Source organism: Irregularibacter muris, from assembly GCF_024622505.1.
GTDB classification, from domain to species: Bacteria; Bacillota; Clostridia; order Eubacteriales; family Garciellaceae; genus Irregularibacter; species Irregularibacter muris.
In genome coordinates, this window is record NZ_JANKAS010000001.1 from 154,413 (window position 1) to 166,558 (window position 12,146).

The window sequence follows — 12,146 nt, forward strand, 5'->3', positions numbered from 1 at the left end:
GTAATCCTTCCTGCTTAAATCGCAGGGTTTTCCCTGTGAGTAGGTAAATGAAAGCCATGGGATTCTAGACAGGAGGAATAAAAATGGAATTATTAATAAAAGGAAAGAATATTTGTGTTGAATACACAGGATGTGATATTTTAGATATAGAGGAATTAGAAATATATGACTATGACCGTATTGGTCTAGTAGGAGCAAATGGTGCAGGTAAAAGTACACTATTAAAGGTGCTTTTGGGGGAATTAACTCCACCAGGGTGTGAGGTAAATCGATTTGGAGAATTTACCTATATCCCCCAGGTAGACGAAGTAAGTTTACAGAAAGAAAAAGATTTTGCTCTTATAGGCAAACTTGGTGTTAATCAGTTAGAAGCACAGACGATGAGCGGGGGAGAGGAAACAAGATTAAAAATAGCACAGGCTCTTTCCAAACAAGCACATGGTATTTTGGCAGATGAACCCACTAGCCATTTAGATCGTGAAGGAGTGGATTTTTTAATTGGACAGCTAAAATATTTTTCTGGTGCATTGCTAGTTATTAGCCATGATCGTTATTTCCTTGATGAGGTAGTAGATAAAATATGGGAATTAAAAGAGGGAAAAATCACCGAGTATTGGGGAAACTATTCCGATTATCTTAGACAAAAAGAGGAAAAGCATAGAAACCAAGCTTTAAAATATCAACAATTTATTACTGAAAGAAAACGGTTGGAAAAAGCCGCAGAAGAAAAACGGAGTCAGGCACATAAAATAGATCAAAAAGCCAAGGGGGCCGCTAAGAAAAATAAGTCTAAAAGTGGTGGGCGTTTGGCTCATCAAAAAACAATAGGGAGTAAGCAAAAAAAGATGCATAATGCTGCCAAATCTATAGAACACAGAATGGCAGCTTTGGAAAATCGGGAAGCTCCGAAAAATATTCCTAGGATCCACTTTAGGCAAAGTAAAGCATTGGAACTCCATAACCCTTATCCGATTATGGGTACTGAAATTAATAAAAAATTTGGAGATAAGGTTTTATTTGAAAGCACATCTTTTCGCATTCCTCTTGGAGCAAAGGTGGCACTGACCGGTGGAAATGGTACGGGGAAAACAACTTTAATTCAGATGATCTTAAATGGTGAAGAGGGTATTTTAATTTCTCCTAAGGCTAAAATAGGTTACTTCGCTCAAAATGGCTATAAGTATAACCATAATCAAAAGGTTATGGAATTTATGCAGGAGAATTGTGATTATAATGTATCGGAAATTCGTTCAGTCCTGGCCTCTATGGGCTTTGAGCACAAGGATATTATCAAGAGCTTATCTGTTTTAAGCGGTGGCGAAATGATTAAATTATTGCTGGCTAAAATGCTCATGGGGAGATATAATGTTCTATTAATGGATGAACCGAGCAACTTCCTTGACCTACCAAGTTTAGAGGCTTTGGAAATAATGATGAGGGAATATGCTGGAACCATTGTGTTTATCACCCATGACAAACGGTTTCTTGATAATGTAGCGGATAGAATTTATGAAATCCAGGATAAGAGATTGAACTTAATCCAATAAACTAATTTATCTAGGATTATAAGAGTTGAAAAGGAAGGAGGGAGCATTCGATGATTGGACCAGACAAGAATAAGCTTTATCCAAATGAAAACCTAAAGACAGTTTGCTATATAAGCAATCTACCTAAACAACCTAATGTAGAGATTGGAGAATACACTTATTATAGTGATACTAAAAAGTCCCCTGAAAAATTTTATGATCATATAGAGTACCATTACGAATTTCTGGGGGATAGGTTGATAATAGGTAAATTTTGTGCTATTGCAGAAGGGATCAAATTTGTCATGAACGGTGCAAATCACAAAATGGATGGAATTACAACCTATCCCTTTAATATCTTTGAAGGCGGGTGGGAAAAGATCACTCCAAGCATAGATCAATTGCCTTTCAAGGGCGATACGGTAATAGGTAATGATGTTTGGATTGGTCAAAATGTAACCATTATGCCAGGTGTTAAGGTGGGGGATGGTGCAATTATTGCTGCTAATTCAACGGTAGTAAAAAATATTGAACCCTATACAATATATGGTGGGAATCCAGCTAAATTTATCAAGAAACGATTTAATGATGAAAAGGTTGAGTTTTTGCTAAAACTTCAATGGTGGAATTGGGATGCAGAAAAGATATTTAATCATCTTGAAAAGTTAACCTCGGAAACGGGACTAGATCAATTTATAAAAAATCAGAAGGACTACCTATGGGACTAGGAAGTTCTGTAGTTGGATTACAGTTTAAATTTTTATAAATATTTTAGGGAAAGCCATGTTTTTAGGTTTTCCCTTTTAGAATGCTAGAGTATAGTTGAGAAACTTTATAGTGAAGTGAAGAGATTTATATCTCAAGTAAATAACTTTTGACATGAGGAGAATTTGATATGCATAAAGAATACTTGATACACGAAAAACCTTTAAAAGCATTATTTGTTTTTGCTCTACCCATGATTATAGGAAATCTATTTCAGCAGTTTTATACAATGGCTGACTCAGTAGTTGTCGGTCGATTTGTTAGTGAAAATGCATTGGCGGCTGTTGGTGCTTCATACTCTTTGACGAATGTATTTATATGTATTGCAATTGGTGGTGGCATAGGAGCTTCCGTTGTTACCAGTCGCTACTTTGGCGCCAGAGAATATCAGAAAATGAAGAAGTCAGTCTATACTGCTTTGTTGTCTTTTCTTGCCATAGGCATAGCATTAGGAATTATTGGATTAGTGGCTGGCAGGCAGATTATGGAGGTGTTAAATACTCCGGAGAATATTATGGACATGGCAGTGGTCTATTTAAATATTTATTTTTTTGGACTTCCCTTTCTTTTTATGTATAATGTGCTTTCGGCTATGTTTAATGCAATTGGTCGCTCACGTATCCCCTTATATCTACTAATTTTTTCATCGGTATTAAATATTTTATTGGATATATACATGGTGTATTCTTTGCACTTAGGAGTAGCAGGTGTTGCTTGGGCAACACTAATTGCCCAGGGCATTTCTGCTCTTATCTCTTTTGTATTATTTTTACGAGAAATGGCTGCATATTCTACAGAAAAAACAGAAGTTTTTGATGGAGAGGAATTAAAAAGTATGGCTAGAATTGCCATTCCCTCTATTTTGCAGCAGTCTACTGTTTCTATTGGCATGATGTTTGTTCAGTCTGTTGTAAATAGTTTTGGAACAGAAATGCTAGCAGGTTTTTCAGCTGCAATGCGTGTAGAAAGCATTTGCATAGTTCCTATGATGGCCATGGGAAATGCTATTTCAGCTTATACTGCCCAAAACATTGGAGCAGGAAAATATGAACGAGTACAAGAAGGGTATCGTGTAGGAAATAAGCTAGCCGGGGTTTTTGCAGTTTTAATTTGCGTAGTGCTGGAATTATTTTATGCAGATATTATTTTAATGTTTTTAGGAAGTGCTGGTACACAACTTGCCCTTGAAACAGGTTCAAATTTCTTGAAATTTATGGGATGGTTTTTTGTGTTAATTGGGATAAAGATGGTTATAGATGGCTTGCTCAGAGGAGCTGGCGATATGAAGATGTTTACCATAGCCAATTTGGCTAATCTTGCTATTCGTGTTTGTGTTGCAGTAATATTTGCACCACGCTTTGGTATTGCTATGGTATGGTATGCCGTTCCAGTTGGTTGGCTGGTAAACTTTATTATTTCATATAAAGAATATAGGACGGGGAAATGGAAAAGCATTTCTCAAGATTTAAAATATGCAGCACAAAGAGCATAAGCAGATTTGGAGTATGAAGAAATTCCTTCACCGCAGTTTGATGTAAAGTGTCCAGATGGTGGCAGAGTTTGGGTACATGGAGAAGGGATTGAAGAATAAAATTCAATTTGTTAAGTAGGCTGGATCCGTCTTGTAGACAGATTCAGCCTACTCTTTTTCAGGATAAATCATTTGAGTATATCGATAAACCATGTTTAATACAATAAAAATAGAGTTTACCTCCAGCAGTTATTGGAAACCTACAAGTTGGGCTTTGCTCTGGATACAATCGATTCAGAAATACTCGATCGTTTTTAACCCATGCTGCAAAAGAAAGATAGTGTTCTTTGGTCATAGGGTGATCAATGGTAACAAAGTAATCGGTGTCCATTTCTTCCACTGTGATTTTGGGTACAGTAAGTGTATCCATAGGCAAGATATGCTCCAATTTTCTTCCGCAACAGAAGATGGAGGCACTTCCTGTGCTAACCAGAATATTCCCACAGGAAGGACAGACATAAAAACGGATTTTATCAATATTTCCGCTGTCCGGATGGTTTGGCGTAATTTCACCCTGCATCATCTGTACCATATCTACACCTAAAATGGCAGATAGTTCTGGCCACAGCGATAGGTCAGGACACCCTAAACCACATTCCCACTTGGAAACGGTTTTACTTTGAATACCCAATGCATCTGCAATATTTTTCTGTGTAAGTTTTTTTTCCTTCCGCAGCTTGGCAATTAATTTCCCTATTTTTACACAATCCATATCTTCACCTCCATTTCTGCTCAGTATAACATATTTAAAGAAACCTTGTGATGATTTGTACCAATCTTGCTGGGAGCTGCTTTAACTCGGTTATATCCAATGTGTTTTCAGCTCCATACAGTTCACGGATAGCCTCTTTATCTTGTCCAATAGCTGCCGCAAGAAATTGGATGCCTTTACGCCTAAATTCCTGTAAAGTGTCTTTCATATCATACGCTGCTTTTTCACCTGTGTAATCAGGCATAGCCTTAGGCTGCCCGTCACTGATGCTGATTATTAATTTTGTTTTTTGGGGGGCATTAAGCAATCGATCAGAAAGAATACGTAATGCCATACCATCTCGGTTATTGCTGCGAGCCTGGATATTCATGAGAGCATATTTTTCGTCTGCGTTTTTACTTTCAAAGTCTACATAGGCATAAATGGACATTTGTTCCAGCTTAGAGCGGTCTGCTGTATCCCCGTAAACCATTATAGGAATACCACACCCAGTGCAAAATTCATATAAAGCGATGGCAGCCTGTTTTGCAGCATCTAAGCGCCCAAAGGCTGACATAGATGCAGATTCGTCAATTCTGAGAGCAACTGCAAGAGAGGGTTCTTCAGCAGGTGGGCGCTTACGAGCAAATACGCGGAAATCTAAAGAAGCAGCTTGGTCCGCACGAAATTGCGTGCCATAAAGCTGAGATTTAGCAAATTCAGAGGAAACCTCATGCTCTAAAAGTGGATCTGTTTTGCGAATGAGTTCCCGAATGACTGGCAGCAAGAGGGCAGCCGTGTTGTGATATTCTTCCCTATCTTGAGCGGTAGCTTCTGGACGGTGGACAATAAGCTTAACTGCTTCATGACAGCTGCCTTGAACACTTTGTCGAGCTTCTTTGTTTAATTGTTTACGAAATTCTCTTTTTTGTTCATTTGTAGTGGGTTTATCTAGTTCGTGATAAAATGGAGTGCCATTTTCTCCATTATCATTGCTTGAAACATCGGTATTTTCATCACTACTCGTATTCGAATGCCCCTCGCTGTCTGCCGATTTTCTTAAACGGATTGCATTTTTATCCTTTTTATTTGTTTCTGCAGAGTATTCACCGTTCTCTGAAATATGAAGTTCAATAACTTCTAGATTCTCTTCATCTGAATGAGAATGATCAGAATGACAGACAGTATCCAATTCTGCAAGCTTGTCTGTCAAGCCATGGCTTGCTAGTGCCTGTTCTAAAATAGCAAGTTCCTGTGGGTCAGTGGTAATTTTGTAAAGTACTTTATGATATAGAGTATGCTCTATTGATGCACCACTTTGAGCAGCATCAACCCAAAAGATATAGGATCGCATCCCGGCCACACCTTTGATTGCATTAGCCCGAGCTGTTTCATCTAGCAAGATAATGGTTTCAGCTAAAAGAGAAAGAACATTTTTAGAATGATAGCCGGTCTTAGCTTCAGCTCGTTCCATCATAACGGCTTTAGGTGGTAAATCTAATTTTTCGGCATGCTGAACTCGGTCACGTAAAGCCTCATTTAAAGGCCGATAACCATTGTAGCCACGGTTTGTTGTAATAATAGCAATAAAATCCGGATGACGGTGTACAATACGGGTAGGTAAGTTTAGGCTGCCGTCCGGTTCTAATGCGGAATTCAGAGCCATTAAAACAGCGGCGTCTCGAATAACTGTCGGTTCCTGAATTTCCAAGAGCCATCCATTTTCATAAGCACGGACAATTTCTGACGGATAATACTGATATTCAATCGTGCCTGATTTATCGTCTTTTTCAGAGAGTACTGGAAGAATAGAACCTAGCACATCAGATTTATCCATATCAGCAAAGCAAGTTACTTTTGTATAAGGGAGATTAAAATCAGCAGAGAGGGCTTTAGCAAGCTGAGTTTTTCCCGAACCTGCATCGCCCTCTAACAAAATTGTACTGATTTTCATTTCACCACGATTCCAATTTCTTACGACTTCTTGATATATACGTTTTTCTGTTTCACTTTCAATATGCGAGGATGGTTTTTGCCAGATAAGGGATTGTTCCTCTGCTGTCAATTGTCTGTCGGGTGACAGAATTCTGGTCTTTTTCATCTTAATAACACTCCAATTCTTCTAAAATACGGTGAAGTACCCGTTGGCGTCCCCCGATTAACTCTCCTAAATCATTTAGACTCTGGGCAAAGGCTTTGATGTCTTCATGGATATTTTGATTGTCAATACAAACCTCTACAGGCAATACATCACCTTGCACGCCAATACGTTCTACGGTGGGGTTTTCCGGGTCATATAAAAGTGGAAGACGGTAAGCTTCCTTAAAATAAAGTAATGTCCTAGACAAAAAGATGATTAGGTCAAATACTTGATGGACAGGTAGCTCCTGCGCCAAAATCAATTTGTCGTCTTTACCTCTTTTCCAAATTTGTACAGCAATCTGCATTTTTTTATTTTCTTCCAGCATGGGCACACCCAGGGTTAAGCGTTTGATATCCGATTGATAGGCGTTTCTACCATCTACACGGTCATAACCATTTGATACCATAACTATTTTCTCATTCATCGCCATATCCTCCTTGCATTCGGATCAGCAGCGAGACACTGCTCTCTTAAACTTTCTAATTTTGCTGTATGATCTTTCTTTGGGTCATCATACTTCAACACTTTTATAACCGATAGTTCAAAGCTTTCTGAACCATATTTGTTCCAAAGTGCCTGTAATTGTTTATTGGGATGCCAGTTGGCCCTCAATTTTACATTAGTGCTGTTAAAGTCTGCTTTTGTATCTTTGGAAATACCTAAGAATACTTCTCCTGTTTCTTTACAGCAGTAAGAAATTACACCCATTTCCGGGTGCCTGTTTTTATAAATTTCCAAGAGTTCTTTCTTTTTCTTTATATTCATTGTGTTCACCTCGACTTTAGTATATACTTAAATGTTCTAAAAAATAATCCACGCTCCGTAGGAGTGTAGGAAGTCGTTTGGTGTACCTGAAAAATAAAAATATCGAATGTTCTTTCACCATTAGTAAAAAAAGAAATAATTTTAGATGAATGAAAAGAGTGAAAAACATCAAAATGATTTATATGCTAAAGACAGCAAGAATGGAAAAGAAACTTATTGAATAAATGGATATATTATAATTACCACGTGGAATAAAGAAGGTGAAGAAAGTGGAATTAAAAACTATTGTATTTGATAGCCTAAAATACATTGAAAGAAATATTAACAAACCTATAATAGCGGAGGATGTTGCCCAAAATGCAGGATATTCATTATATTATTTTTCAAGGATGTTTAAAAAGCAAATGGGATTATCAATTATGGAATATGTAAAGGACCAAAGATTGATTAAGGCCTCAGAAGAAATAGCAGATGGAAAGAAAATAATTGATATTGCATTAAATTATGGCTATCAGTCACATAGTGGTTTTACAAAGGCATTTAAAAATAAATTTGGTTTTTCACCAACACTTTTAAGAGCATTTAGCTTTCAAATTAATTGTTTAGGAGGTAATTGTGATATGAGTCATGTGTTTATGAAATCTACAGCTATTCACGCCACAAAAGAGGAATTGTATGATCTCTTGATAAGGACTGTAAATGAGAACATGATAGAATATGATCATGAAAAAATTAAGAAAGCATATGAATTAGCCTGCATAGCATATAGTGGAGAAAAGAGATATTCAGAGGATGATTATATAACCCATCCGATGAATGTTGCTATTCTATTAGCAGAAATGGAAGCAAGTGAGGATACAGTCATAGCCGGATTGCTACATGATATTCTTTTAAAAAAAGCAAATATATCTCTAGAAGAAGTGAGGAAGGAGTTTTCCAGCAGAATTGTAGATATTATTAAGGGGGTAACAGAATTTAACCGAAAGAGTGATATAACGGATGAAGATGTAATAATGGTTAAATTAGCTGAAAGGCTTCATAATATGAGAACAATTGAGTTTATGGATGAAAGTCGTTGGAAAGAGAAGGCAAAAGAAACATTGGAAATATTTTTACCGATAGCAGTAAAAATGGATAATGAAAAGATAATAGCAGAATTAAATGATTTATCAGTGAAATACATTTGAAATTTGATATATAGGGTATGGTTTTGCCTATTGGTCCCACCCCCTCCCCTTGTCTCAGTTTCCCCAAACTTATGGTTTGGGGATTTTTTTTTCAAATTTCGGGTATTTTAATTGTGACATGAATAATAACGGATAAAGAAATGAAGGAAGAAGCCTATTGTTGCATTTTTAGGGGACACAGACGCTGAATGTAAAATTGACTAATTTAAAAAGAAAAAATTAATTGTTTTTATAGGAAAGGGTTGACAATTTCGTTTATGGGATGTATATTATGAATATACCCCCACCGGGGTGGGGTGGATTAGAAGAGATAAAAATGCATGTAAGACTATGGATGGCTATCGAAAATAATTATTAGATTTATTATTTTCTGATTATATGATTATATAAGGAGGGAAAACATATGGTAACAAAGTCATTAAAAATAGAAGGGATGACCTGTGCTTCTTGTGCAAAGGCAGTTGAACGAGCAACGAAAAAACTGCAAGGTGTAACAGAAGCCAATGTGAATTATGCCACAGAAAAGCTAAATATAAACTTTGATGAAGAAAAACTTTCTATAGGGGATATTCAGGCAGCAGTTGAGAAAGCTGGATATAAAGCCATCACTGAATCCACAAGTAAAATATTGAAAATAGAAGGGATGACCTGTGCAGCCTGTGCAAAAGCTGTAGAAAGAGCAACTAGAAAGCTTGATGGAGTTAATGAAGCCAATGTGAATTATGCAACAGAAAAATTAGTTCTAAATTATGAACCCTCAAAGGTAAGGGTTGGTGATATAAAGAAGGCAGTAGAAAAGGCTGGCTATAAAGTGATGGAAGAAGAAGTCACTGTGGATACAGACAAAGAGAGAAAAGAACAAGAAATGAAACTGTTATGGCAAAAATTCATTATATCTGCTATATTTACAGTGCCACTACTTTATATTTCCATGGGACATATGATCGGAATGCCTCTACCAGATTTTATTAACCCAATGATAAATCCTATGGCCTTTGCAGTAGCTCAGCTACTTCTAACTATACCTGTGGTAATTGCTGGGAATAGATTTTATACAGTCGGGTTTAAAGCATTGATAAGGAGAAGTCCTAACATGGATTCACTTATTGCAATAGGCACAGCAGCTGCTGTACTTTATGGAATATTTGCCACAGTGAAGATCGCTGGTGGTCACCATGAATATGCCCATGATTTATACTTTGAATCAGCAGCAGTCATTATTACTCTAATACTTTTAGGGAAATATTTAGAATCTGTTTCTAAGGGAAAAACTTCAGAGGCAATTAAAAAACTTGTAGGTCTTGCTCCTAAAACAGCTATGATAATAAGAGATGAAAAAGAAGTAACAATTCCTATTGAAGATGTAGAGGTAGGAGATATTATAGTGGTTAAGCCAGGGGAAAAGATGCCTGTAGATGGGGAGGTAGTAGAAGGGACTACTTCAGTAGATGAATCCATGCTTACAGGGGAAAGTATTCCCATAGAAAAAAATATTGGAGATAAAATTATTGGTGCAAGCATAAATAAAAACGGAAGGATAAAATATAAAGCTACCAAAGTTGGTAAAGATACAGCCCTTGCTCAAATTATTAAGCTCGTGGAAGATGCTCAAGGTTCCAAGGCCCCGATTGCAAAGCTTGCAGATGTTGTTTCTGGTTACTTTGTTCCAATCGTTATATCCTTAGCGGTATTATCCGGTTTAGGATGGTACTTCCTAGGGGGAGAATCAGGAATATTCTCTCTTACCATATTTATATCTGTTTTGGTAATTGCTTGCCCTTGTGCCCTAGGCTTGGCAACACCAACAGCAATAATGGTAGGTACAGGCAAAGGAGCAGAACACGGTGTTTTAATAAAAAGTGGTGTAGCTTTAGAGGCTGCTCATAAGATACAGACTATCGTATTTGATAAGACGGGTACGATCACAGAAGGAAAACCAAAGGTTACAGATATCGTTGTGACAGAGGGCATTACCGAGGATGAATTATTAGAGTTAGCTGCATCAGCAGAAAAAGGATCTGAACATCCACTTGGTGAATCCATTGTTAAAGATGCTGTGGAAAAAGGATTGGAATTTAAAAAACTGGATTTCTTTAAAGCTATCCCAGGACACGGCATTGAAGTTAAAATAGATGAAAAAAATATTTTACTTGGAAACAGAAAACTTATGATTGAAAGCAATATTTCTTTAGCAAGCTTGGAAGAAGTATCTGATAAGTTAGCAGGTGAGGGTAAAACGCCAATGTATATAGCTATAGAGAATAAGATATCTGGTATTATAGCTGTTGCTGATATAGTGAAAGAAAATAGTAAGAAGGCCATAGATAAGCTCCATGAAATGGGAATTGAAGTAGCTATGATTACTGGAGATAATAAGAGAACAGCGGAAGCTATTGCTAAACAAGTGGGAATAGATAGAATACTTGCTGAAGTACTTCCACAGGATAAAGCAAATGAAGTTAAAAAACTTCAAGCTGAAGGCAGAAAGGTAGCTATGGTTGGGGATGGTATCAATGATGCACCAGCACTAGCTCAAGCAGATATAGGTATAGCAATAGGGTCTGGAACAGACGTTGCAATGGAATCAGCAGATATTGTTCTCATGAGAAGTGATTTAATGGATGTTCCAACAGCAATACAATTGAGTAAAAGTACAATAAAAAATATTAAGGAAAACTTGTTCTGGGCATTTGGATACAACACAGTGGGAATACCCGTAGCAATGGGAATTCTACACATTTTTGGGGGACCATTACTAAACCCTATGATCGCAGGAGCTGCAATGAGCCTTAGCTCTGTATCGGTATTAACAAATGCTTTAAGGTTAAAGAGATTTAAACCTATTAGATAAGGATAAAAAAATATAATATAAATGGAGGAAAATAAAATGACAAAGAAAATATTAATTGAAGGTATGAGCTGTGGACACTGTGTTAATCATGTGAAGGAGGCATTAGGGGAACTTAGTGGAGTAACAAATGTAGATGTAGATTTAAGTGCAAAAACAGCTGTCCTTGAAGCATCCGTTGATATTAGTGATGAAGAGATCAAATATACTATTGAGGATGTAGGATATGAAGTTGTAAAAATAGAAGTTCTATAATGCAAATACGATAAAAAGTTTAAGAGATAAAGGATAAACATTAAAAGAGTACGTTGTTAAAGCTACACTCTATCCTAGGTGGTCTATTTAATAGCTAGAAGTATGTAGGTTGTATACAAGTGTTTGGAAAGTTTTTTATTAGGAGGCAAGAAAGATGAAGGCAGAAAAGGAGAAAGTAACACGTCTTTTAAAAACTGCTAGAGGACAGCTTGATGGCATTCTTAAGATGGTTGCTGATGACCGGTATTGTGTCGACATATCCAATCAGCTTATGGCAACAATAGCTATTTTGCGAAACATCAACAAAGATGTGCTTCATGCACACCTGGGGAGCTGCGTAGAAGAAGCTTTTGAAAAGGGAGATTCCCATCAGAAAGTCCAAGAAATTATGCAAATTATTGATAAGCTTTCAAAGTAGGATTCTTTTATTTTAAA

At 36.9% G+C, this 12,146-nt stretch carries 11 protein-coding genes; 7 read left to right on the forward strand and 4 right to left on the reverse strand.

The window, feature by feature from the left end; genetic code table 11:
- The first annotated feature begins 83 nt into the window (after positions 1–83).
- From NSA47_RS00740 to NSA47_RS00750, 3 genes are all read left to right on the forward strand, one after another.
- Entirely contained in the window at positions 84–1,547 is a 1,464-nt protein-coding gene (locus NSA47_RS00740; RefSeq protein WP_257528920.1) for an Msr family ABC-F type ribosomal protection protein, read from the forward strand.
- A gap of 50 nt (positions 1,548–1,597) precedes the next feature.
- Positions 1,598–2,254, forward strand: a complete 657-nt coding sequence (locus NSA47_RS00745) for a Vat family streptogramin A O-acetyltransferase (protein ID WP_257528921.1) — start codon at positions 1,598–1,600, stop codon at positions 2,252–2,254.
- Between the two features lie 167 nt (positions 2,255–2,421).
- Entirely contained in the window at positions 2,422–3,783 is a 1,362-nt protein-coding gene (locus tag NSA47_RS00750; RefSeq protein WP_257528922.1) for an MATE family efflux transporter, read from the forward strand.
- 157 nt (positions 3,784–3,940) lie between these two features.
- Here the strand turns inward: NSA47_RS00750 and NSA47_RS00755 are convergent, their stop codons facing one another.
- From NSA47_RS00755 to NSA47_RS00770, 4 genes are read right to left on the reverse strand one after another with little or no spacing between them, the layout of a single operon-like run.
- Complete coding sequence (locus NSA47_RS00755; RefSeq protein ID WP_257528923.1) at positions 3,941–4,534, reverse strand: helix-turn-helix domain-containing protein; 594 nt, start codon at positions 4,532–4,534, stop codon at positions 3,941–3,943.
- A 34-nt stretch (positions 4,535–4,568) separates the two neighbouring features.
- Complete coding sequence (locus tag NSA47_RS00760) at positions 4,569–6,614, reverse strand: AAA family ATPase (RefSeq protein ID WP_257528924.1); 2,046 nt, start codon at positions 6,612–6,614, stop codon at positions 4,569–4,571.
- Between the two features lies 1 nt (position 6,615).
- Complete coding sequence (locus NSA47_RS00765) at positions 6,616–7,080, reverse strand: DUF6530 family protein (protein ID WP_257528925.1); 465 nt, start codon at positions 7,078–7,080, stop codon at positions 6,616–6,618.
- Positions 7,077–7,421 (reverse strand): GIY-YIG nuclease family protein, encoded by a 345-nt coding sequence (locus NSA47_RS00770; RefSeq protein ID WP_257528926.1) that lies wholly within the window; start codon positions 7,419–7,421, stop codon positions 7,077–7,079. Before NSA47_RS00770 ends, NSA47_RS00765 begins: the two co-directional genes overlap by 4 nt.
- 269 nt (positions 7,422–7,690) lie before the next feature.
- Between NSA47_RS00770 and NSA47_RS15430 the strand changes: the two genes are divergently transcribed.
- The 4 genes from NSA47_RS15430 (at position 7,691) to NSA47_RS00790 (ending at position 12,129) form a co-directional block, all read left to right on the forward strand.
- Complete coding sequence (locus NSA47_RS15430) at positions 7,691–8,608, forward strand: HD domain-containing protein (protein WP_257528927.1); 918 nt, start codon at positions 7,691–7,693, stop codon at positions 8,606–8,608.
- 403 nt (positions 8,609–9,011) lie between these two features.
- Positions 9,012–11,459 (forward strand): heavy metal translocating P-type ATPase, encoded by a 2,448-nt coding sequence (locus NSA47_RS00780; RefSeq protein ID WP_257528928.1) that lies wholly within the window; start codon positions 9,012–9,014, stop codon positions 11,457–11,459.
- A gap of 36 nt (positions 11,460–11,495) precedes the next feature.
- Entirely contained in the window at positions 11,496–11,711 is a 216-nt protein-coding gene (locus tag NSA47_RS00785) for a heavy-metal-associated domain-containing protein (protein WP_257528929.1), read from the forward strand.
- A 154-nt stretch (positions 11,712–11,865) separates the two neighbouring features.
- A complete protein-coding gene (locus tag NSA47_RS00790; RefSeq protein WP_257528930.1) occupies positions 11,866–12,129 on the forward strand; it encodes a metal-sensing transcriptional repressor in 264 nt (87 codons plus the stop codon).
- The last annotated feature ends 17 nt before the right edge of the window (positions 12,130–12,146 follow it).

Excerpts from the sequence above, each read along its gene's own strand:
- NSA47_RS00740 (WP_257528920.1), top strand. The coding sequence starts at position 84 with ATGGAATTATTAATAAAAGGAAAGAATATTTGTGTTGAATACACAGGA.
- NSA47_RS00745 (WP_257528921.1), top strand. The coding sequence starts at position 1,598 with ATGATTGGACCAGACAAGAATAAGCTTTATCCAAATGAAAACCTAAAG.
- NSA47_RS00750 (WP_257528922.1), top strand. The coding sequence starts at position 2,422 with ATGCATAAAGAATACTTGATACACGAAAAACCTTTAAAAGCATTATTT.
- NSA47_RS00755 (WP_257528923.1), bottom strand. The coding sequence starts at position 4,534 with ATGGATTGTGTAAAAATAGGGAAATTAATTGCCAAGCTGCGGAAGGAA.
- NSA47_RS00760 (WP_257528924.1), bottom strand. The coding sequence starts at position 6,614 with ATGAAAAAGACCAGAATTCTGTCACCCGACAGACAATTGACAGCAGAG.
- NSA47_RS00765 (WP_257528925.1), bottom strand. The coding sequence starts at position 7,080 with ATGAATGAGAAAATAGTTATGGTATCAAATGGTTATGACCGTGTAGAT.
- NSA47_RS00770 (WP_257528926.1), bottom strand. The coding sequence starts at position 7,421 with ATGAATATAAAGAAAAAGAAAGAACTCTTGGAAATTTATAAAAACAGG.
- NSA47_RS00780 (WP_257528928.1), top strand. The coding sequence starts at position 9,012 with ATGGTAACAAAGTCATTAAAAATAGAAGGGATGACCTGTGCTTCTTGT.
- NSA47_RS00785 (WP_257528929.1), top strand. The coding sequence starts at position 11,496 with ATGACAAAGAAAATATTAATTGAAGGTATGAGCTGTGGACACTGTGTT.
- NSA47_RS00790 (WP_257528930.1), top strand. The coding sequence starts at position 11,866 with ATGAAGGCAGAAAAGGAGAAAGTAACACGTCTTTTAAAAACTGCTAGA.